At 63.2% G+C, this 21,388-nt stretch carries 17 protein-coding genes and 1 pseudogene; 7 read left to right on the forward strand and 11 right to left on the reverse strand.

Annotated features, from left to right (window positions below; all coding sequences use genetic code 11):
- Positions 1-16: 16 nt before the first annotated feature.
- Positions 17-192, forward strand: a pseudogene (locus B5527_RS47565) (CbbX protein); the annotation flags it as partial.
- A 30-nt stretch (positions 193-222) separates the two neighbouring features.
- Here the strand turns inward: B5527_RS47565 and B5527_RS09130 are convergent.
- The 6 genes from B5527_RS09130 to B5527_RS09155 all read right to left on the reverse strand — a co-directional run bounded on the left by B5527_RS09130 (position 223) and on the right by B5527_RS09155 (position 9,143).
- Positions 223-1,917, reverse strand: coding sequence for a chloride channel protein (locus B5527_RS09130; RefSeq protein WP_245332555.1), 1,695 nt, complete (start codon positions 1,915-1,917; stop codon positions 223-225).
- Positions 1,918-2,499: 582 nt separating this feature from the next.
- The gene (locus tag B5527_RS09135) at positions 2,500-2,886 is read right to left on the reverse strand and encodes a RidA family protein (RefSeq protein ID WP_079607176.1); all 387 of its coding nucleotides are present in this window, start codon (positions 2,884-2,886) and stop codon (positions 2,500-2,502) included.
- A 19-nt stretch (positions 2,887-2,905) separates the two neighbouring features.
- Positions 2,906-5,260, reverse strand: a complete 2,355-nt coding sequence (locus B5527_RS09140; protein ID WP_079600993.1) for an acetamidase/formamidase family protein — start codon at positions 5,258-5,260, stop codon at positions 2,906-2,908.
- A 154-nt stretch (positions 5,261-5,414) separates the two neighbouring features.
- Positions 5,415-6,656, reverse strand: a complete 1,242-nt coding sequence (locus B5527_RS09145; protein ID WP_079600994.1) for an acetamidase/formamidase family protein — start codon at positions 6,654-6,656, stop codon at positions 5,415-5,417.
- 37 nt (positions 6,657-6,693) lie between these two features.
- A complete protein-coding gene (locus B5527_RS09150; RefSeq protein WP_079600995.1) occupies positions 6,694-8,298 on the reverse strand; it encodes an amino acid ABC transporter permease/ATP-binding protein in 1,605 nt (534 codons plus the stop codon).
- Positions 8,298-9,143: an ABC transporter substrate-binding protein gene (locus tag B5527_RS09155; protein WP_245332710.1), complete on the reverse strand. Its 846-nt coding sequence runs from the start codon at positions 9,141-9,143 to the stop codon at positions 8,298-8,300. Before B5527_RS09155 ends, B5527_RS09150 begins: the two co-directional genes overlap by 1 nt.
- Positions 9,144-9,596: 453 nt before the next feature.
- Between B5527_RS09155 and B5527_RS09160 the strand changes: the two genes are divergently transcribed.
- Together B5527_RS09160 and B5527_RS09165 are read left to right on the forward strand one after the other, a co-directional pair.
- Positions 9,597-10,145, forward strand: a complete 549-nt coding sequence (locus B5527_RS09160) for a hypothetical protein (RefSeq protein WP_079600997.1) — start codon at positions 9,597-9,599, stop codon at positions 10,143-10,145.
- A gap of 165 nt (positions 10,146-10,310) precedes the next feature.
- Positions 10,311-11,129 (forward strand): aldo/keto reductase, encoded by an 819-nt coding sequence (locus tag B5527_RS09165; protein ID WP_079600998.1) that lies wholly within the window; start codon positions 10,311-10,313, stop codon positions 11,127-11,129.
- 222 nt (positions 11,130-11,351) lie between these two features.
- On the opposite strand, the gene B5527_RS45260 is transcribed toward B5527_RS09165, so the two are convergent.
- The 4 genes from B5527_RS45260 to B5527_RS09180 all read right to left on the reverse strand — a co-directional run bounded on the left by B5527_RS45260 (position 11,352) and on the right by B5527_RS09180 (position 15,353).
- Positions 11,352-11,525, reverse strand: a complete 174-nt coding sequence (locus B5527_RS45260; protein ID WP_172842520.1) for a hypothetical protein — start codon at positions 11,523-11,525, stop codon at positions 11,352-11,354.
- A 132-nt stretch (positions 11,526-11,657) separates the two neighbouring features.
- Positions 11,658-12,929 carry a serine hydrolase domain-containing protein gene (locus B5527_RS09170; RefSeq protein WP_079600999.1) on the reverse strand — a complete coding sequence of 424 codons (1,272 nt, stop codon included), beginning with the start codon at positions 12,927-12,929 and terminating at the stop codon, positions 11,658-11,660.
- 100 nt (positions 12,930-13,029) lie between these two features.
- The gene (locus B5527_RS09175) at positions 13,030-13,482 is read right to left on the reverse strand and encodes a hypothetical protein (protein WP_245332556.1); all 453 of its coding nucleotides are present in this window, start codon (positions 13,480-13,482) and stop codon (positions 13,030-13,032) included.
- A gap of 188 nt (positions 13,483-13,670) precedes the next feature.
- A complete protein-coding gene (locus B5527_RS09180; RefSeq protein ID WP_079601000.1) occupies positions 13,671-15,353 on the reverse strand; it encodes an FAD-dependent oxidoreductase in 1,683 nt (560 codons plus the stop codon).
- A 45-nt stretch (positions 15,354-15,398) separates the two neighbouring features.
- Here B5527_RS09180 and B5527_RS09185 point away from each other — a divergent pair, with 45 nt between their 5' ends.
- Positions 15,399-16,385, forward strand: a complete 987-nt coding sequence (locus B5527_RS09185; RefSeq protein WP_079601001.1) for a Bug family tripartite tricarboxylate transporter substrate binding protein — start codon at positions 15,399-15,401, stop codon at positions 16,383-16,385.
- An 18-nt stretch (positions 16,386-16,403) separates the two neighbouring features.
- Here B5527_RS09185 and B5527_RS09190 read toward each other — a convergent pair whose 3' ends face one another.
- Complete coding sequence (locus B5527_RS09190) at positions 16,404-17,645, reverse strand: PLP-dependent aminotransferase family protein (protein ID WP_079601002.1); 1,242 nt, start codon at positions 17,643-17,645, stop codon at positions 16,404-16,406.
- 153 nt (positions 17,646-17,798) lie between these two features.
- Between B5527_RS09190 and ribB the strand changes: the two genes are divergently transcribed.
- From ribB to B5527_RS09205, 3 genes are all read left to right on the forward strand, one after another.
- Positions 17,799-18,875: a 3,4-dihydroxy-2-butanone-4-phosphate synthase gene (gene ribB / locus B5527_RS09195; protein WP_079601003.1), complete on the forward strand. Its 1,077-nt coding sequence runs from the start codon at positions 17,799-17,801 to the stop codon at positions 18,873-18,875.
- 210 nt (positions 18,876-19,085) lie between these two features.
- Positions 19,086-20,300, forward strand: a complete 1,215-nt coding sequence (locus B5527_RS09200) for an acyl-CoA dehydrogenase (RefSeq protein WP_079601004.1) — start codon at positions 19,086-19,088, stop codon at positions 20,298-20,300.
- Positions 20,301-20,429: 129 nt separating this feature from the next.
- Positions 20,430-21,356: an MBL fold metallo-hydrolase gene (locus B5527_RS09205; RefSeq protein WP_079601005.1), complete on the forward strand. Its 927-nt coding sequence runs from the start codon at positions 20,430-20,432 to the stop codon at positions 21,354-21,356.
- Positions 21,357-21,388: the final 32 nt, after the last annotated feature.

Raw genomic sequence — 21,388 nt, forward strand, 5'->3', positions numbered from 1 at the left:
GGGGTTCGTCTGTTAAATTGCGCTGCGCAAGACCGAGCCGCTATTTTCCGATGCGCTCTCGATACGCAACGCGCTCGACCGGATGCGTCAGGCCAACCGTCTCGCGCACTGACCGCCGACGACATCAAGTCGCTGGAGGCAGCCGATGCGCTGGCCAGCCAGTGTTCTCGAACAGTACTGGCGGACGAATGACTGCGATGAGCGCGGGATCAGCCCGTAAAATCAATCGTCGAAGCTGTCGATGACCGCGTCGGCGATCGCCCGCTTGGTGATGATCCCGACAATATCGTGCACCCTCGGGCGGGCGACGCCGCGAAAGACGATGGCGGCGCCGGAGCGATGGCGTTTTAATCTGACGAACACCAGGCTTAGAAGATCAATGTCACGGCAAATGACAATGCGGCTTTCGACAAAGCTTTCGATCAGCAGGTCAGGATTGGTTCGGGATTCGCGCCACAGACCCGAGCGCGGCGGAATCAGGCCGACAATTCTACCCCCGCGCTCGACAATGATGGCGCGCAGGTCGTCCTTGTCTTCGGCGACCATCGCTTCCTTCAGCGCCGTGCCGGCCTTCGCGACGATGAAGCGCCGCTCCATGATGTCCTGCGCCTGCTTGACGAGATAGAGATTGATGTGCCGCTCTTTGGGGATGCGATGGCCGCGATGGCGCAGCTTCACCGTGTAGATCGTCTCGCCGATCAGCGAGCGCCGTATCCCGGCCGCTACCGCGACCGCGACGATGACGGGCACGATGATGGCGTAGTCGCGCGTCATTTCGAACACCATGACGATGGCGGTCATGACTCCGCCGGTTCCCGCGCCGACCATCGCCGCCATGCCGACGATCGCGGCCGAGGGAACGGTCAGGCCGGCATGAGGAAGAATGTATGCCGCGACAGCCGCGAATGCGGCGCCCAACGTGGCGCCCAGATAGAGCGATGGCGAAAAGATGCCGCCGGAGGCGCCGCAACCGAGGCTGATGGTGGTGGCGAGCAGTTTGAGAGCAAACAGCAGGATAAGCAGGCCGGCCGCGGTCATTTTCTGGTCGAGGATCGACTGAATGACGCCATAGCCCACGCCATCCACATAGGGATGACCGTAGAGGTGGGTGAGGGCGACCATCATCAATCCGATCGCCGCCATGCCGACCATGTTCTGTGTGTAGACATTGCCCGGCAATTTCGGAAAACCGTCCTCCATCACGACGAGCAGGCGAATAAAGGCCCACGAGGCCACCCCGCACAGCACGCCGAGCAGGACGAAAGCGATTGCGTCTTCGGCGCCGAGCGCCTGTGCCAGGGAAAACTGGATATCGGCGACGGCGAACGCCGGATTGGGGCCGATCAATATCCTGCCGATGGTGGTTGCGGCGCCGGTCGCGATGACCACGGGAAGGAAGGTGCGGTTCGAGACTTCCGGCAACAGAATTTCCAGCGCGAACAGCACCCCGCCGAGCGGCGTGTTGAAGGTCGCGGCGATGCCTGCGCCCGCGCCCGCCGAGAGCAGGGTGATCTTCTGCCACGTCGACAGCCGGATCGCCTGGGCAAATGCCGATCCCAGCGCCGCACCGATCTGAATGATAGGGCCTTCGCGACCGACGGCGGCGCCGCTGCCTATCGAAAGCGCCGAGGCCAGCGCTTTGACGATAGCAACCTTGCCGCGGATGTTGCCGCGCTTGTAGAACACCGCATCCATGACCTCGGGAACGCCGTGGCCCTTGGCCTCCGGTGCGAAACGCTCTACCAGGAATACGACGATCAGGCCGCCGATAACGGGTGAAAGGAAAACAAGGTTGCCAAACCGGCTCGGCCCTTCGGTGACGTTCGCATCGTACAGGGCGCTGAAAGTGCCGTTGTAAAACACATTGTGGAAAAATCCGATCAGCATGCGCAACGCGACGGCGCCGCAGCCGGTCATCACGCCCACCACCAGAGCGAGGCAGCAAAGGATGAGAAGGTTGACCCTTCTTTCGTCACCCCGGGATTTCGGGCCACCGCCGCCGACGGGCTTGGGAACGTCAGACGCAGAGAACGGCGCTAGGAGCATATCGGCATTGTCGTTTTACGGGAAAAAGTCACGCCATCGATACGAGAGCGTGCAGCGGAATCAAGGGGCGAACCTGTATTAGCCCTGGATGCGGCTTCCGGCAAATGTTTGCTGCCCGCCGAAAAATGGGTCGTGGAGGTCTCTGCGCAACCGGAATCTGTTGCGAAATGACACGGCATAGACGCCAGGACCTGGATTTCGTCGGTAACAGCCTGCTGTTCCGAAAGCTGAGAGGTCCCGCCGGGGGCTTCGGGTTTTCGTGGCGGGACCTCTCCCTCCCAGGCCGCCGACAGGGGTGAAAGCGGCCCAGTGCTCTGGAAACATTCTTCAAGCCCGATGGTTCGCGAAGATCAAAAAAATTTCACGCTTTGCTGAGCCGTGCCGAAGGATGAGGCCGGAAATCGAGCAACGCCGCGAGGTCCATCGCTGGTTGGGGTCGATCGCCAAGGAGAGTTAGGTCGGCCGGCGGCAGATCAGGTCGATCTCGATCAGGGCCTCGTAGGCAAGGCCAGTGACGCCGACACAGGTGCGGGCCGGCAGGCGATCCGGCGCAAAATAGCTCCGATAGGTCTCGTTCATGACCGCGTAATCTTGCTGGAAGCGCGTCAGGTAAATCCGCGCCATCACCACGTGTTCGAAATCAAGATCGAGCCCGCCCAGCACCAGCCTCAGATTCTCCATCACCGCTCGCGTTTGCGCCTCGATGCCATCGGGCAACTCGCCCGGCGCCTCCGGCGTATCGGGCATCTGTCCGGTGACAAAGACAAAACCATCGGTTTCGACGGCATGGCTGAACGGCGCCACCGGTCTCGGCCCGCCTGCGATCATGTGGAATTTCAACGGATGCGGCCTCGGCTGGTTACGATCGCGGGACATTTTCAAACAGTCGCTTGCTCAGGATGGCATGCACGCCCCAATTGCCATCCACCACCTGCGTCACGCCAAAGTCGACCGCGGCCGACATCAGCGCGATCGCCTCGTCCTCGCTCAGCCCTTTGATGTTCATCAGGAAGCGGCGCATCTTCCGGAACGCGTCCTTCATCGCCAGATCGAGCGACGACGTCGCGTAGACCTCGCTCTGGCCCTTGGCGCCGAACTCGGCGAGATAGTTCGGGTGGCTGAAGCCAGTCAAGACCCAGTCGGTCTCGGTCTCGATCAGCGGATAGGTCAGATCGGCGAAGACCTGGCCGGCCAGATCCGCTTTCTTGTGAAGAATGAGCTGGAATGTTCCGGTCATCGAACATTCGATCGCGGTGCCCCCCAATTCGCCGTCGCCCTGGGTCGCATGGGGATCTCCCACCGACAATAACGCGCCCGGCACCGAAACCGGCAGATAGACCGCCGACCCCTTGCCGAGCCGCCAATTATCGAGATTGCCGCCGAAATAGGACGGCGGAATCGAGTCGACGAAATCCACCTCGCGGGGCGCAACTGCGACCACGCCGAAATGCGGGCGCAGCGGGATGCGAATGCCGTCCAGCACGTTGTGCCTTCGTCTGACGGAGCCTGGCACGACCGGGACGCCGGGATAATCATAGGTGGCGTGCACAACGCCGAACGGATCGGCCTGCGGCTGCCAGCGATAGGAATACAGCGCGCGCGCGTAAGGTGTCTCTTCGAGATCGCCTTCGCGCCTCGCGAAGTGGATCTCGTAGATCGTCACCGCCTCGCGCGGCTTCGGCTCGGCAAGCAACTCGTTGTAGTGATACCCCCACCATGCCGCGACGCTGGAGCCGAACACCTGGCCTTCGAAATCGGGGTTTCGGCTTGCACGCGGCACGATGTCGAGGATACGGACCTCGAGCACGTCGCCGGGCTGGGCGTCCTTCACCGCCACCGGGCCGGTGCAGATGTGAACGCCGAACCCTTCACCGGCACCGCGGCCGTAGACCGATGCATCCATCGGTCCGGCACCGCGCCGATCGACATTCTTCGCGGTTGGGGTCCAGTGGAACACGCTTTCGGCGCCAGCGTCGCCCGCGATCATCCGCTCCGGGTCGTCCGATGCATGCTGGGTCAGGGTCTCGATCGTGATGGTGTCGCCCGAATTGATCTCGACCTGCGGCGCCAGCGACCTCGAGAAATATCCCCAATGCACGCGCGCCGCCTGCACCGATAGGTGATGGTGATGCTGCTTGCCTTCGGCGCTCCCGCAAACGATATCGGCTGGTGAGGGTTCGGTGTTCCTTGCCGCGCTCGCCAGGGGATGATGGCTGCGCAGCTGCGCCAGCGCCTGCTGCGGCCAGCCGCGCTGGCCGGCCGCGGAGGAGGAGGCGGTGAAGCGTTCGAGTTCCTGCTGGCGAAATTCGCGCGGCGAGAGTCCGAAGCGATGGCGGAACGTCCGGCTGAAATGCGCTGAATCATTGAAGCCGTTGCGATAGGCAATTTCCGAGATCGAATGGTGCGCCTCGGCCGGGTTCGACAATTCCGCCGACGTCCGCTGCAGCCGCCGCTCGCGCAAATAATGCGTAAAACTGCTGCCGGAGCCTTCAAAAATCTTTTGTAAGTAACGCTCGGATATTCCTTCGCTCTCCGCCACCCGCGCCGGGGTGAGATCGGGATCGTCAAGCTTGCGTTCAATGGTTTGGCAAAGCCGGTGAAGGATCGCCGCCTGCGTTGCCGTGCAGCCTGCATCCGTCGTCGGCGCGACGAATGTCGGCAAGAGATCGGCGAGGCTTTGTGCGACAGCGGCCCATTCGATATCGGAAAGCGTCTCGAGATTTCGCGCCGCCGTCTCCAGCGTGCGCGAAAACACCTCGGTGAATCCGCCAGGCGCCAGCACCCGGACCTCGTCGAATACGGGCTTGCCGATCTTGCGGCCATGAAACGCATCCGACGTCACCGACAAAACCAGGGCGCGCATGTCGCGCTGGAAGGCCACGCTCCAGTCGCCCTTTCGCGGCAGCAACAGCAGGTGCCCGATAGAGACGATCTGATGGCCCGAGGCAGTCCTGAGCGTGACGCCGTCCTCGATCGGTAACAGCACGATCGGCATGTCGTCTGCGAGACGTGACACCGGCGAAACGGCCTGGGGTCCGGCCGCCAGCCGGGCCAGCACCACGCCCTCGGCAGTACGACGCGATGCCGTCGCATGCCCGGTGTGAACGGCCGAACCCGCCGATGGCTCAAGACCGACCGCACTCAGGACGTCCCGCCACGCCTCGAGCCGGTCGTGCTCGGAGTAGGACTCGCTGGTGAACGGGCGGAAGCTCATACGTCGATCCCAAACGCGGGAATCAAAGCAACCTCCGTGCCAGACGCGCGGCGCGAGCCGCCCCGGCGGCCACCGGATATAATCCCCGGATATCCCTGGGGAATCTGCAACCCCTGATCTTGTTCCCATGTTCCGGGGGCCATTCCTCAAGTTGTCAGTCGCACCTGAAAACGTTCTTCCGGATCGTGCCATGGACGCCCCAATTGGCGTCGACCACCTGGGTCACGCCGAAATCGGCACCCACCGACATCAGCGAAATCGCCTCATCCTCGCTCAGGCCATGCACCGTCATCAGGAACCGCCGGAGCTTGCGGAACGCGTCGCGCATGGCGCGGTCGAGACTCGAATGATTGGCGATTTCGGTCTGCGCATCGGCTCCGAGCTCGGCGAGATAATTCGGATAGGTAAAACCGTACATCGACCAGGCGTGGTCGGTCTCCAGCATCGGATGGGTAAGCCCCTCCAGCGCGGTGCCGGCGAGATCGCCGTGCTTGTGCAGGATGAACTCGAAGTCGCCGGTCAGGGAGGTCTCGATGGCGGTGCCGCCCAGTTCGCTGTCGCCCTGGGCCGCGTGCGGGTCTCCCACCGAGAAAAAAGCACCGGGTACCGCGACCGGATAATACATCCGCGCCCCCTTGCCGATCCGCCAGTCGTCGATATTGCCGCCGGTATAGCTCGGCGGAATCGAACTGACGAAATCCGATTCCGATGGCGCCAGCCCCATGGTGCCGAAGTGAAGCCGCGCCGGCACCCTCACATGGCCAAGGATATTCTCGCGCTTGCGGATGGTCGCGTGATCGACCCGCACGCCCGGATAATCGATCGTGGCGTGCACGATGCCGTCCGGGTCGGTCTGCGGCGTCCAGACATAATTATAGACGGCTCTCGCAAACGGCTCGCCCGAGGTATCGAGCTCGAAGATGGTGATGACTTCGCGCGGCTTCGGCTCCTCAATGAGGTCATGATAGTGGAAACCCCAATTCGCCGCGGCGTTGGAGCCGAAGCAGCGGCCGGCGTGGCAGGCGTGACAGCTGGGGCGCGGCCGAATGTCCAGGATGCGGACTTCCAGCACGTCGCCGGGTTCTGCATTCTCGACCGCGATGGGCCCGGTCAGCAGGTGAACGCCGACGCCTTCGCCGGACCCGCGAATGAACGGGCCCTCGGTCGGGCCGGCGCCGCGGCGCACCACCGCCTTGTGCTCGCGGGTCCAGTGGAACACGCTTTCCGCGCCCGGATCGTTGGCAATCATGCGCTCGTAGTCGTCGTTGGCGTGATGCGTCAGCGTCTCGATAGTCGCGCGGTCTCCCGAGCGCAGCGTCAAGGCTGGCGAGACCTTCTTGCTGAAGTATCCCCAGTGAACGGAAGCCGGCGATACCGGTAGCGTAAAATGCTTCATGCACGTGCCTCTTTGGAACGGATCGTGAGGTGATTGGTCATGCCGTTTGCTCCGGTGTTTTGTCCGCCTCCACCACGCTCAGGAAACGCGCCGTGAGCGGGTGGCGCGGATGGGTGAGGATTTCGTGGGCCGGCCCCTCTTCGATGATCGAGCCGCCGGAAAGGAAGGCGACGCGATCGGCGACTTCATCGGCGAAGCGGATCTGATGGGTCGATATAATCATCGTCAGCCCGTCATCGATCGCCAGCCGCCTGATCACCTCCAGCACCTCGTTGACGAGCTCGGGATCGAGCGCGGAAGTCGGCTCGTCCAGCAGCAACACGCTCGGATTGGGCGCCAGTGCCCGGGCGATCGCGACCCGCTGCTGCTGGCCGCCGGAGAGATGGCGCGGCAACGCATCGGCGCGATGGCTCAGCCCGACGCGCTCGAGCAATTCGCGGGCCCGCCGGTCGGCATCGACGCGGGTCATGCCATGCACCCAGCGCAGCGGCCCCGCGAGATTTTCCATCGCCGTCAGATGGCTGAACAGGTTGAACTGCTGAAACACCATGCCGACGCCGACGCTGGCCCGTTCATTGGCGATCGCGCGCGGCGACAAAGGCTTGCCGTCGTCGCGATGCCCGAGCCGGCGGCCGCCGACGCGCACCATGCCGGAATCCCAGTTCTCCAGATGGTTGATGCAGCGCAGCAGTGTGCTCTTGCCCGAACCGCTGGGCCCAAGGAGCGCCACCACCTCTCCGACCCGCACCGTCAGATCGAGCCCGTTGAGCACGGTCTGCGCGCCATAATTCTTGCGCAGCTTGGTTACCTCAACGACGACATTGTTGCGTTCGACCATCGCGGCGTGCTTCGCCCTATCGCTCCTGGAGCTTGCGCGTGGCGGCGCCGGCAGCAGGCCGGCATTGGCGGTGGTTTGTTCGGCAAGCCTCAGCTTCGTCGACAGATCGACGCGGCGCCAGGGCAGGAAGATGGCGAGGCGCCCTTGCGGCGTGGCGCGGTCGAGGTCGAGCGCCCGTTCTACGAACAACTGGATGACGCTGACCGCCGACGTCAGCACCAGATAGATCAGGCCGGAGGCGAAGAAGATCGAGAAAAAATCGAACGTGGAAGACGCAAGCTGGGTGCTTCGCAGCGTCAGCTCCTGCACGGATATCACGCTCGCAAGCGACGAATTTTTCAAGGCGCTGACGGTTTCGTTGCCGAACGCCGGAATCATGGTGCGAATCGCCTGCGGCGCGATGATGCGCCGCATCAGTAGTGCGGGCGTCATGCCGAGCGCCTGTCCGGCCAGCAGCTGTCCGCGGTCGACGCCGAGCACGCCGGCGCGAAGCATTTCAGCGATGAACGGCGCTTCGTTGGCGGCCAGCGCAAGACCCGCGGCGCCGACCGCGCTCAACTTGAGCCCGATCTGCGGCAGCGCGTCGTAGGCGAACACCATCTGCAGGATCAGCGGCGTGCCGCGGAAGATCACGGTGTAGCCGCGGGCGAACGCGGCCATGATCCCAAAACGGCTGAGCTGCATCGCTGCGACGACCAGACCGAGGATCAGCCCGCCGGCCAGCCCGAGGGCGGTCACCACGACGGTGAACCAGATGCCCTGGAGCAGGTACGGCAGGCTGAGGTAATGAACGAACAGCGCCATTATTTGACGGAAAGAATCTGCGGTTCTTCAAAGTTGTTGACGTCGAGATCCCACTTCTTCAGCAGAGCCATGTGGATTCCGGCCTTCTGGACTTCGATCAGCGCGGCTAGCACCGCGTCGCGGAATTCGGGCTTGTCCTTGGGAACGCCGATGCCGACCGAATAGGGAATGGTCACCGCGAGCGCTTTCTCCAGCTTGTCGGGATTGGCCTTGACCGCCTGGTCCACGGTGTTGACGTCGTTGACATAGGTGTCGGCGCGGCCAGCGAGGATTGCCTGGATGCAATTGGCGTTGTTGTCATAGAGCTGCAGGGTAGGTTCGGGCTTGCCCGCCGCCTTGCATTTCGGAACGAGCGCCTGAACCAGCGGCACTTCAACGAAGCCGGTATTCTCGGCCGCCGCCGCGCCGCACAGCGACAGATTGATACCGTCGAGCTTCTTCGGATTGCCCTTGGCCACCAGAACGCCGTCAAACACTTTCGAATAGGTGATGAAGTCGGCTGCCTTGGCGCGCTCTTCCGTGGCGTAAATATCGGAGATGACAATGTCGGCCTGTCCGCTCGACAACGTCGTCAGCAGCGCTGCGAAGGTCACCGCCTTGTAAGTCAGCGTGAAGCCAAGGCACTCGCCGATCTGCTCGCCGAGATCGATGTCGAAACCGACATATTTGTTCGGGTCCTTCGGATCAATCGCTTCATAGCCGGGAGTGTGCGGGTTGATCGCATTGACGAGTTGCTTGCCCTTCAGGCCGGGATATTTGGCCTGTAACGCCTGGCAGCCTGCCGGCGCGGCAGCGCTGGCAGAGGTCGGTGCACAAATGACGGCCAGCAGGAATGCGCCCAGCATCGCATTGCACAATCCGGTGATCGTCACGGCTCGCGAACGCCGCGTCCCGGCTTGCGTGGAAAACCGCTTATGCATCTGTTTTCTCCTTCGACGTTGTCATGGCGAGCCATGTTCCAAGTTCGAAAGGAGCCTACGGTCACTTGCCCGTGTAGGGCTTGTCTCGGGGCGCACAAAAAGTTGGATCGATCGGTGCCAGGATTTAGGCAAAGGGTGCGCAAATTATGGGCGAGCGCCGCAGGATACACGCAGGTGCGGAACAACCGGCTGATCGGCCCGTTAATGCGCCAGCGGCGCCAATTCGGTTTCGCGGCGAAATGTTGGGCATGCCCGCCAGAGCACGCCGGTTCCGCGTCGTCAACGCGGTAACCTTGCCCACAACACCAGCTGGAATTGCGCCGTCCGCTCCCTAGATGGGTTGTTGTTGCCTTGTTGAGTATTTCAGGAGGGTTCAGGATGGACCTGAAAGACGTTTTTGTCGCCGTGATTTGCGCGACGGTTTCGACGTGGGGCGGCCTCGCGGTCGCGGATGAGTACCATCCCGACGACTTTCTCCACCTCGATCCTTCCAGAGCGCTGCTTTCGCCGACGCCGCTTGGCCCCGTCCAGCATTTCGTGCCGGGCCCGCTCGACGCCACTGTCGATCGCGGAAGCGGCGGCCCGCAGGCGGCTGCGGACACGAATCCCGAACCCCGGGAAGTCGAGACCCAGAAGATCGAGGTCCAGAAAGAGGCCGAGGTCCAGAGAGCCGAGCCCAAGACCTCTGAGCCCAAGACCTCTGAGCCCAAGACCGTTGAGCCCAAGACCGTTGAGCCCAAGACCGTTGAGCCCAAGACCGTTGGTCGGAAGACCCGGGTCATGCACGCCCGCGCCGAAAAGCCGCGCGCCGCGGCTCGTATCAAGCTGGCGCGGCGGCATAGCGATCCGCTCAATGCTCAGGCGTTCGATACGCGGATTCAGGCCTGGCCGTGCAATTCGGGCGGCATCTGCAACTGGAAACGCTAGCTGCGCTGCGGCCTGCGGATTCGGCTTAAGCACCTGACCCGATCTTGATTTGGACTCTGCGCCGCAGACCGACTATCAAGCGGCTGATACGTTGCTCATCTATCCCCCCAACGAAACGTCTGTTCACCGGTTACTCATCCCGGTTGAAGTCTTTCAGGAGTCATCATGGATTATCTGCAAACCCAGGGCATCAGCCTGCCGCGGCTGGGGCTCGGTACCTATCGCATGCAGGGCGATGTCTGCCGCGCGGCGGTCGAGAGCGCGCTGGGCCTCGGCTACCGGCATATCGACACCGCGGAAATGTACGACAATGAAGAGGCCATCGGCGCTGCAATTGCCGCATCCCGCGTCGCGCGCAAGGATCTCCATGTCACCACCAAGGTCTGGAATGAAAACCTCGCGCCGGACGCGATCCGCAAGGCGTTCGACAGCAGCCTGAAAAAACTGAAGCTCGATCACGTCGATCTCTATCTGGTGCACTGGCCCGCGAAAACCATGAACCTGCCGGCGATGTTCGAAACCCTGCTCAAGCTCAAACAAGAAGGCCGCACCCGCGCCATCGGGGTTGCCAACTTCAACATCGCGCTGCTGAAGACCGTGGTCGAGGAGATCAAGGCCCCGATCGCCTGCAACCAGATCGAATATCACGTGATGCTCGACCAGACCCCGGTGCGAAAATATCTCGCGGCGAAATCGATTCCTTTGGTGGCCTATTGCCCGCTGGCGCAGGGCCGGGCGGCCTCGAACGAGACGCTGGCCGCGATCGGCCGCAAGCATGGCGCCAGCGCGGCGCAGGTGGCGCTGAAATGGCTGCTCGACCAGGACGGCGTCGCCGCGATCCCGAAGGCGTCGCAGGCCGAGAGCCAGCAGGCCAATCTCGACGCGCTCAATGTCGGGCTCGACGACGAGGACATCAAGGCGATCGCGTCGCTGCCGAAAGACCAGCGCTGCGTAAATCCCGGTTTTGCGCCGGCGTGGGATTAGGACGTTTTCTGCTTGAGGTGAAGCAGGTTGAGCGACCGCGGCCTCATGGTTCGAGACGCGCGGCTTTGCCAGCGCTCCTCACCATGAGGGTCTGGCAGAACGTCATCCAGAGTCGCGCGCCCTTGCGCGCGTCTCGAAGGATGAGGCCGCCGCCCTATCAAATGCGTTGGCCACGCCAAAAGAAAAATGACCCCTCTCGGGGCCATTCTCCTGTGTCGGACCTTAACCTTCGTGATGATGCTTGATGATCATGACCTTCTTGTCGTGATGGTGCCAGCCATGATCGCGATGCATATGGTCGCCGTGCTTGACCACGACGGTTTCAGCACTCGCAATCGACGGCGCCGCGATCGCGATGGCACCAATGGCGGCGATAACGTATCCAAGCTTCTTCATGTTTTCCTCCTCGGTTAATGACGAGGATTAAACTACGTATCGCACGGAACGTTCCCGGAGCAGTTGCAGAGAATTCTGAACAGCCGTTCAGAATCATCGCTTCGCGATGGCGCGGTCAATTTCGATCGCGAACTAGTCGACGATGGCCTGATACACCAGCGCGTTGATCAACTGCCGATAGTGCCAGCGGATCGGGCCGGGCGCGGCCGAGAGATACACCACCGCGAGTTCTTCTTTCGGATCGACCCACCAGTCGGTGCCGCTGGCGCCGGGCCACGAGAACTGGCCGACCGATCCCATCATCCTGACCACGCCGGGTGTGGTACGCACCGCAAGTCCGAGACCGAAGCCGTAATCGGCGCGGGTCGGATCGGCGTTGCCGACGAGATTTTTGATATTCGGGCCCAACTGGTCGGACAGCATGTAGTCGACAGTTTTGCGGCTGAGCAACTGCGCCTCGCCGAATCGGCCGTGGTTCATCAGCATCGTCGCAAAGCGCAGATAGTCCGACGCGGTGGAGGCCGCACATCCGCCGCCGCATTCGAATTTGAGCGGCTGCGTCAGCTCCGGGCTGCGCGCCTGCGGCTTGCCGGTGTCGGGATCAATCGGCAACGGTTTGGCGTAGCGATCTGCCTTGTCCGCCGGAATCGAAAATCCGGTATCGGTCATCCCGAGCGGCGTGAACAGATTGGCCTGCAGATATTGTCCGAGCGTCTGCCTGGTGATGCTTTCGATGGTGAGGCCCATCACGTCGAGACCGAATCCGTAGTCCCACACGGTCGCGGGCTGGTACAACAGCGGCAGCGACGCCAGTTTGTCGAGGAAGGCCGAACCGTCATAGTCGCGCGCCGCGTCGCCGCTCCCGGCCGGATACATCTTGTGCACCAGCGTAGTGCCGCGGCCGCCATAGATCAGGCCGGAGGTGTGGCGCAACAGGTCCTGGATCGTGATCTGGCGATTGGCGGGTACGGTCTCGGCGGTTGGCTCGCCGGCGTCGCGCACCGCGACACACATTTGTGCGAACTTCGGGAAATACTTGCTGAGGGGATCGTCGATCAGGATCTTGCCCTGCTCATACAGCATCAGGGCGCCGACCGTCGTCATCGGCTTGGTCATCGAGGCGATGTTGAAGATGGTGTCGGTGGTCATGGCGACCCCGGCAGCCTTGTCGCGCCAGCCGTAGGAATCCAGCATCACCAGTTTGCCATGACGAGCAATGGCGATGACCGCGCCGGGAATGCGGCCCGCCTCGATGTCGGCCTTCAGCGTCGCGCCGATCCGTGCCAGCCGCTCCGGGGAGAGGCCGACCTCTTCAGGCTTGGCACGGGGCAGGGGGTCTTCGGCGAATGCGGCGGTGGATGCGAGCAGGCAAAGCGCAGTCGCGAGAATTCGAATGGCAGCCATGGACGTCTCCCGTTCGGGCTCTTCGGCCCTTCACTACGGCTCGACACTAGGGCAGGGCGGTCCAACAGGCCAGCGGCGTTGCTATTCGTTTGGCTGGGCCCTACCTGCATTTATGCAGGGCTGGCGTCGGGTTGCCGTTGGCGGTGAATTTGCTGTCCTTGATGCTGTATTGCTCGTCCGGGCCACGATTGTAGGTCGTTTGCATGGTTCCGTCGGATTGCTTCACAAGTCCATATTCCCGTGTCTGTTTGAAGTTCGGGAAGAAGACGCGCAAATTCAAAACGCCATCGCCGGAAACCTCGGCGCTGACGACCGGGTTTTCATCTTGGGTGTCGCCGAAATCGCGCCGGTGCACGACCTGGTCGCTTGCGGCGAGCTCATAGGCCAGCACCGCACTTTTGTCCCTGCCGGCGGGACGCGCACAGTCCACCGACCACCGGCCGATCAATCCCCATTTTCGCGCGGTTGCGGCGACGGTTTCCGCTGGGGCCTGCAGCGTCAGCGTAAGCGAAAAAACGACCGCCAGTACCGGCCGGCTGAAATGCCTGTTCAAGTTCAGCGCTCCGCGTCGTGACATGGCGCCAAAGTCTAGCATTTCGGTTTCGGCACGCAATGCGCCCGCGATCGCTCGGCGGCTTGCGAGCCGATCCAGACCTCGATCAACGGCGTGCCGTTCGGCCGGTGTATCAATCGCCGTTTTCGGTGAGGTGACGTCTCGCCCGTTCCGCCTCCCGCACTTACTTACTGCGCGAAACCTTCGCTCGCCCTGCCGGTCAGGATACCGACCAGCTTTTCCGGCTGGTCGGGGATCGCATCGCCGCGCCATGCTACATGCTGGTCGGTCCGGACAATGATGAGCTTGCGATCGTAGGGCGCGTGAGAACCGTTGGTATCGACGTCGACGACTTCGATCGGGACCCTGTCTTCGCGCATCGCCTTCACCAACGGCGCGACCGCTATGTCCGGATCGAGTCGCAGCAGCGTGTAGCCCGGCCCGAAGGCATCGGTGACCGGGCGGCCATCCGGCAATTTCGAGAACGGCACCCGGCATCCCGGAATCGTCGAGGGGGTGAAGTCCGCCATCGTGTAGGCGGGCTGCTCTACCCCATCGTACACAATGATCGGAGAGCGATCGTAGAAATAGCCGAAGTTGAGGCCGCCGCAGCAGTATTGCTGCACATTCAGATCGTAGGCGGCCTGTCCCACCCGCTGGCGAACCGCATCGCCTTCGGCGCCCGGCTGCTCGATTTCGTCGGGAACGGTGCGGCGCTGGCCCAGCACTTTGCCGGCCATGTCTATGGCGAAATGGGAAACCTGCTCGGTGATCGGCAGCCGCTCCGCCTCATAGGCGTCCAATATCGCCGGATCTGCCCATCCCTGCAGCGACGCGGCCAGCAGCCACGCCAGGTTGGTGGCGTCGGCGATACCGGCATTCATTCCGTACCCGGCATAGGGCATCCACAGATGCGCGGCATCGCCGCAAATGAACGCGCGTCCGCTGCGAAACCGATCGGCGACGAGCCGCCGGCCGACCCAGTCTTCTTTGGTCAGGATTTCGTATTCGAAATCGGGTCCGACGCCGAGGATCGCGCGGATCGAGCCGTCGCGATCGACCGACTCGAAGGTCTCGTCCTCGCGGTTGAGATGATTGTGAATCAGCCAGTTCTCGCGGCCATCGATGGCAACCACGGTCCCGCAACGCCGCGGATTGAGCGACAGCGTCATCCAGGCCGGCGGTCCCATCAGGTCAAGCAGTTTGGGCGCACGGACATAGGTCGACTGGACGCGCTGGATGATGGGCGTGCCCTGCAGCGTCGCATCGATCGCCTTGCGGACCAAAGAACGCGCGCCGTCGCAGCCGACGATGAAGTCGGCCTCAATCCGAAAGGTCGTGTCGCTATCGAGATCGCGCACGGTGGCGACGATACCATCGGCTTGTTCTTCGAAATCCTCGAACGCGGTGCGGTTGAGGATTTTCAGGCCGTCGATGCCGGCAGCATGGGCAAACAGCACCGGCTCCATGTAGATCTGATTGATCCGATGCGGAGGTTCCGCGGTCGGCCAATCGGTGTCCGGTCCGTCCGTCGAGGTATAACGATCGCGGCGGCATGGAATCGGAATGCGCGACAGTTCGATGCCGGTCGTGGTGGTGCGGTAGGCGCAGTCGTTCGGATAGTCCGCAGGCAGGCCGGCGTTGCGCAGCCCCTGCGCCACGCCGAGCCGGCGGAACACCTCCATCGACCGCGACGAAACGTGATTGCATTTGACGTTCGGCGGCTCCCCGGCGCTCCTGACTTCGACCGCCACGACGGCAATGCCGCGGCGCGCCAAATCCATCGCCAAAGTAAGACCGACGGGACCGGCGCCGACCACCAGCACGCCTGTGCTGATGGAGTTGCTTGTCGCGGTGGGGTGATCGTGCATAATCGAGGCTCGGGTTCTTGCCGGAATTTGGTGGAAAGAGATTAGATGCTTCAGTCGGTCCGGCAAATAGCGCTTTGTGTCCTTGCTTTCCTGCTGAGCCTGCCGCTGCTTGCGCCCGACACAGCACATGCATATCCGGATCAGCCGATCAAGATCATCGTTACCTTTCCGCCCGGCGGCAGCGCCGACATCGTGATCCGCGCGCTGCAGCCGTTGGTTGGCGAGGACCTGCACCAGGCCATCGTGATCGAGAACCGCTCGGGCGCCGGCGGCAATATTGGCATGGCGGCGGTGGCGCAGGCGGCTCCCGATGGCTACACGCTCGGCGTCGCCGCGGCCGGCGTGCTCACGGTCAATCCGCATCTCAACCGCGCGGCGATGTCGTTCGATCCGCTGAAGGATCTCGCTCCGATCACATTGCTGGCTCAAATTCCCTTCGTGCTGGTGGCCTCGCAGGAATCCAAATTCGCCTCGGTCGGCGACGTCATCGCCGCGGCCAAGGCCCATCCCGGCGAGTTGTCGATCGGGCATGGCGGCAACGGCACCGCGATGCACCTGACGTCGGCGCTGTTCGCGCAGAAGGCGGACATCCAGCTTCAGCTCATCGCCTATCGCGGCACCGCGCCGGCCGCCGCCGACGTTCTTGCCGGCCATATCCCGCTCGCGGTGCTGGACATCCCGGCGTCCCAGCAATTGATCCGGGACGGCCGGCTGAAAGCCCTCGGCGTATCGGCGGCGAAGCGGGTGGCGTTCCTGCCGGAAGTGCCGCCGCTCTCGGAAGTCGGCCTCAGCGGATTTGAATCGGTCGGATGGTTCGGTCTCGTTGCGCCCGCGGGCACGCCGCCCGAGATTATCGAAAGGCTGAACGCCGCGTTCGTGAAGGCCCTGGACGATCGCACCGTCGCCGAAAAGATCCGGCTGCTCGGCGCCGAGCCGGCGCCTTCGTCGGCGGCAGCGTTTGCGCAGTTCATCCAGAGCGAAAGCGCAAAATGGGGAAAGCTGATCGCCGACGCCGGCATCACGGGCGAGTGACATCGTGACCGCTGGCGGTCATGCCCGCGCGTGCGTCTCCACATTCGCGATTCTCGCCGGCACGCCGAACTCCTTGCGGCAGACCTCGGCCAGCACGGCGACGCCTTCGCGGATCTGCTGATGCGACGGACTGGCGAAGCACAGCCGCAGCCGGCTGCCGGCATAGGCCTTGTCGGTGGACCATTCCGGCCCAGGATTGATGGCGACGCCGGCGGCAAGTGCGGCCTGGTATAGTCTGAGCGTATCGACATTGTCGGGGAGTTTTACCCACAGGAAGATGCCGCCCCTGGGGTCGTCGAACTCCGCCGAAGTGCCGAATTGCTCGTTGAGCGCTTCCATCAGGGTGTCGAGCTTGGCGCGCAGGCCCCGTGTCAGCTTCGGCACATGCGAGGCGAAATGCGGCGCGCAATATTCCGAAAGCACCATCTGTTCGAGCGCGCCGGAGCCGGCGTCGGTCTTCAGCGACAGCATGCGCGACAATACGTTCCAGGGCGCGACGATGTAGCCGACCCGGAGCGCCGGCGCGATCGACTTGGAAAACGAGCCGATGTGGATGACGTTGGCGGCCTTGCTCATGGCGTAGAGCGCCGGCGGGCGCTGTCCGTCCCAGATCAGGTCGGCGTAGCAATCGTCCTCGAAGATCGGCACGCCGTATTGTTCGGCGAGCTTGAGGAGCTCGACGCGGCGGCTCTCCGGCATAATGGTGCCGGTCGGGTTCTGGACGGTCGGAATGGTATAGATATATTTCGGCGTGATGCCGCGGCGCTCGAGATCGGCAAGCGCCGCTGCCAACGCGTCCATCCGCAGGCCCCCGTGATCGAGGGGAATGCCGATCACGTTGACGCCGAGCCGGGTCAGCCGGTTCAGCGCGCCCTGGTAGGTGTCCTGCTCGATGATCACGGTGTCGCCCCGCGCCAGCAGCGTCGCGTTGACGAGATCGAGCGCCTGCAGCGAGCCGGACACGATCAAAATGTCGTCGGCGCCGCAGTCGAGGCCGGCATCGCGCTTGAGTTTTGTGGTCAGAAACTCCCGCAGGGGACGGTAACCCTGCGGACCGCTGGACAGGCCATAGGTGGCGAGCGTTTGCCCCTCGCGTTTGAGCACGGCGTTGACCGCGTCGATCAGACCCTCGACCGGGACCTGGTCCGGATCGTTGTTGCCGCCGACAAAACTGTATTTCGCCAGGCCGGTCCACTTCGCCGCCGGCGCGGGCAATCCCGGGGGCAGCAGGGGTGCGAAGTCGAACGGTGCTGAAGTCATGAACGGCGTCTCCCTTGTTCTTTGTTGGTTCCGAACTTAAACAGGTTTGCAGCGGTTGTCGCTAGCCTCCGCGCCGTCCTGCCCTGCGTATTGAAGCTGGCGCGGGCCCGCGAGTCCGGCTAATGCTCCCGGCATAGCAACGAGACCCCTCCAATGGCCGATCCGATCCAGGAAGTTCTGCAAGCCTTCGCCCATGGCGAACTCGTCGTCGTCACCGATGACGACGATCGCGAAGGTGAAGGCGATCTGATCGTCGCGGCAACGCTGTGCACCGCCGAGAAGATGGCGTTCATCATCCGCCACACCTCGGGCATCGTCTGCGCGCCGATCACCGGCGAAGACGCGCGCCGGCTGCGGCTCGATCCGATGGTGGCGCACAATGAATCCAACCACACCACCGCCTTTACGGTCTCGATCGACTACAAGCCGGACGGCGGCACCGGCATTTCGGCCGACGAACGCGCCTCCTGTTGCCGCGCGCTGGCCAATCCGAATGCCGGCGCCAACGATTTCGCCCGGCCCGGCCACGTCTTTCCGCTGATCGCGCGCGACGGCGGCGTGCTGTTGCGTTCGGGCCATACCGAGGCCGCGGTCGATCTCTGCAAGCTGAGCGGCCTGCCGCCGGTCGGCGTCATCAGCGAGTTGATGAACGACGACGGTACCGTCATGAAGGGCGAGCAGGTGGCGCGGTTCGCAGCCGCCCACAAGCTCAAGCATGTCACCATCGCCGACATGATCGCCTACCGCCAGGCGCGCGAGAAATTGATCGAGCGGGTCTCGACCTTCATCACGGAAAGCCCGATCGGCCCGTTGCAGGGCTATGCCTATCGCTCGCCGTTCGATTCCATCGCGCATGTGGCCTTCGTCTATAACGGCATCGGCGACGGCAAGAATGTGCTGACGCGATTTCACAAGCCCAACATCGTCAGGGACATCTTCACCGGGCCGAAGCGGATGCAGGCCGTGCTCGAACATTTCAGGAAGGCCGGCCGCGGCGTGCTGGTCTATTTGCGCGACGGCGCCGCGGGCGTCCCGGTCACGCCGCTTCCGGAGGAGAAATCCGCCGAAGCCGACCGCAACCGGCAATGGCGCGAGGTCGGCGTCGGTGCGCAGATCCTGCGCGATCTCGGCGTCACCTCGATCCGTCACTTGACGTCGTCGGTGCACGACTACAAGGGACTGTCCGGCTTCGGCATCGAGATCATCTCCAACGAAGACCTTGAGGGATAGGTTATACCGTCCTTCCGAGATGGTCCGAAGGACCAGACCTCGGATGTGCAATTGTACATCGGGGAATCCTTGGACCGGGTTCGCGCTTCGCGCGCCCTCAGATGTTTGGTTGCACATCGGGGAATGACGGAACCAATCCAATTGCGCTTCCGCTTGTAGCGCTTTAACTTAGTGAATAAATCCGCAAGACATGATGCGAAAGGAATTTTCATGAGCGTGCGCCCTCAGACCAAGGACAAGCCGTCCCCGGTGAATTTCCAGTGGGACGATCCGTTCATGCTCGACGAGCAGCTCACCGAAGACGAGCGCATGATCCGCGACACCGCGCGCGCCTATGCGCAGGACAAACTGCTGCCGCGGGTCACCAAGGCCTATCTGGAAGAAAAGGTCGACCGCGACATCTTCCACGAGATGGGTGAACTCGGCCTGATCGGCATCACCCTGCCGGAAGAATATGGCTGCGCCAATGCGAGCTACGTCGCCTACGGCCTGGTGGCGCGCGAAATCGAGCGCGTCGATTCCGGCTATCGCTCGATGAATTCGGTGCAGTCCTCGCTGGTGATGCACCCGATCTATGCCTATGGCGACGAGAACCAGCGCAAGAAATACCTTCCCAAGCTCGCCACCGGCGAGTGGGTCGGCTGCTTCGGCCTGACCGAGCCCGACGCCGGTTCCGATCCCGGCGGCATGAAGACCCGTGCCGAGAAGACCGCCGACGGCTACCGGCTGACCGGTACCAAGATGTGGATTTCCAATGCGCCGATCGCCGACGTGTTCGTAGTGTGGGCAAAATCGGCCGAGCACAATAACCACATCCGCGGCTTCATCCTCGAAAAGGGCATGAAGGGCCTCTCGGCGCCCAAGATCGGCGGCAAGCTCTCATTGCGCGCGTCGGTGACCGGCGAGGTGGTGATGGAAGGCGTGGAAGTGCCGGAGAGCGCGCTATTGCCCAACGTGTCCGGCCTCAAGGGGCCGTTCGGCTGCCTCAACCGCGCCCGCTACGGCATTTCCTGGGGCGCGATGGGGGCGGCGGAAGACTGCATGCACCGCGCGCGGCAATACACGCTCGACCGCAAGCAGTTCAACCGGCCACTGGCGGCGACGCAGCTGGTGCAGAAGAAGCTCGCGGACATGCAGACCGACATCGCGCTCGGCTTGCAGGCAAGCTTGCGCGTGGGGCGGCTGATGGACGAAGGCAAGATGGCGCCGGAGATGATCTCCATCGTCAAGCGCAACAATTGCGGCAAGGCGCTCGACATCGCGCGCATGTCCCGCGACATGCACGGCGGCAACGGCATCCAGATCGAATATCACGTGATGCGTCACGCCGCGAACCTGGAAACCGTCAACACCTATGAAGGCACCGCCGACGTCCACGCCCTGATCCTCGGCCGCGCCATCACCGGCATTCAGGCGTTTTCGTAGCAACACCTCGTCATTCCGGGGCGCGCCAAAGGCGCGAACCCGGAATCTCCAACCGCGTCATTCCAACTCGTCGAGATTCCGGGTCTGGCCCTTCGGGCCATCCCGGAATGACGGTGAAATAAAAATCCCATGGCCGACAACGACGACGTTCCGTTCAACCGCAACTTTCCCTTGAAGCCCGGCGTCGTCGAGCAAGTCCGCCCTGGCGTGCGGCGGATTCTCTGCGACAATCCGAGCCCGTTCACCTTCACGGGCACGGTGAGTTACATCGTCGGAGAGGGCAAGGTCGCGATCATCGATCCCGGCCCCGCCGACGAAGCCCATGCCGCGGCGCTGCTGGACGCCGTGCGCGGCGAAACCGTGACCCATATCCTGGTCACCCACACCCACGGCGACCACTCGCCGAACACCGCGCGGATCAAGGCCGCGACCGGCGCCACCGTCTATGCCGAGGGCCCGCATCGTGCCTCGCGGCCGCGCTACGAGAGCGAAAAGCACAATCCCGAATCCGGCGCCGACCGCGACTTCACGCCCGACATCGCCGTGCGCGACGGCGAGACCATCGAGGGCGCGGGCTGGTCGCTGCAAGCGGTCGCGACGCCGGGTCACACCGCCAACCATCTGGCATTCGCCTGGCCGGAGCGCAAAATCTCCTTTGTCGGCGATCACGTGATGGGCTGGTCGACCTCGATCGTGGCGCCGCCGGACGGATCGATGATCGACTACATGGCCTCGCTCGAACGGCTGGCGCAGCGCAGCGAGGATTTGTATTTTTCGGGCCACGGACCGGAAATCCCGGAAGGACCGCGCTACGTGCGTTTCCTGATCCGGCACCGTCAGGCCCGTGAAGCCTCGATCCTGCATCGTCTGGCCAAGGGGGAAGCCGATATTCCCACCATGGTGCGCGCGATCTATATCGGCATCGACCCGCGGCTGATGGGGGCTGCCGGCTATTCCGTGCTGGCGCATCTGGAGGATTTGGTCGGCCGCGGAATCGTTGCGACCGACGGCGACCCGGTGATCGGCGGGACGTACAGGCTGGCGAATGGCAAGTAGCGATAGGGAATAGGGAAGAAGGTCGAGCGCGC

The sequence above is a fragment of the Bradyrhizobium erythrophlei genome (assembly GCF_900129425.1).
Taxonomy (GTDB): Bacteria; Pseudomonadota; Alphaproteobacteria; order Rhizobiales; family Xanthobacteraceae; genus Bradyrhizobium; species Bradyrhizobium erythrophlei_C.

Bases quoted from the DNA above. Each gene is read 5' to 3' on its own strand.
- B5527_RS09150 (WP_079600995.1), bottom strand. From the start codon at position 8,298: ATGGCGCTGTTCGTTCATTACCTCAGCCTGCCGTACCTGCTCCAGGGC.
- B5527_RS09145 (WP_079600994.1), bottom strand. From the start codon at position 6,656: ATGAAGCATTTTACGCTACCGGTATCGCCGGCTTCCGTTCACTGGGGA.
- ribB (WP_079601003.1), top strand. From the start codon at position 17,799: ATGGCCGATCCGATCCAGGAAGTTCTGCAAGCCTTCGCCCATGGCGAA.
- B5527_RS09130 (WP_245332555.1), bottom strand. From the start codon at position 1,917: ATGACCGGCTGCGGCGCCGTCGCGTTGCGCATGCTGATCGGATTTTTC.
- B5527_RS45260 (WP_172842520.1), bottom strand. From the start codon at position 11,525: ATGAAGAAGCTTGGATACGTTATCGCCGCCATTGGTGCCATCGCGATC.
- B5527_RS09190 (WP_079601002.1), bottom strand. From the start codon at position 17,645: ATGACTTCAGCACCGTTCGACTTCGCACCCCTGCTGCCCCCGGGATTG.
- B5527_RS09205 (WP_079601005.1), top strand. From the start codon at position 20,430: ATGGCCGACAACGACGACGTTCCGTTCAACCGCAACTTTCCCTTGAAG.
- B5527_RS09165 (WP_079600998.1), top strand. From the start codon at position 10,311: ATGGATTATCTGCAAACCCAGGGCATCAGCCTGCCGCGGCTGGGGCTC.
- B5527_RS09185 (WP_079601001.1), top strand. From the start codon at position 15,399: ATGCTTCAGTCGGTCCGGCAAATAGCGCTTTGTGTCCTTGCTTTCCTG.
- B5527_RS09155 (WP_245332710.1), bottom strand. From the start codon at position 9,143: ATGCTGGGCGCATTCCTGCTGGCCGTCATTTGTGCACCGACCTCTGCC.
- B5527_RS09200 (WP_079601004.1), top strand. From the start codon at position 19,086: ATGAGCGTGCGCCCTCAGACCAAGGACAAGCCGTCCCCGGTGAATTTC.
- B5527_RS09140 (WP_079600993.1), bottom strand. From the start codon at position 5,260: ATGAGCTTCCGCCCGTTCACCAGCGAGTCCTACTCCGAGCACGACCGG.
- B5527_RS09160 (WP_079600997.1), top strand. From the start codon at position 9,597: ATGGACCTGAAAGACGTTTTTGTCGCCGTGATTTGCGCGACGGTTTCG.
- B5527_RS09170 (WP_079600999.1), bottom strand. From the start codon at position 12,929: ATGGCTGCCATTCGAATTCTCGCGACTGCGCTTTGCCTGCTCGCATCC.
- B5527_RS09180 (WP_079601000.1), bottom strand. From the start codon at position 15,353: ATGCACGATCACCCCACCGCGACAAGCAACTCCATCAGCACAGGCGTG.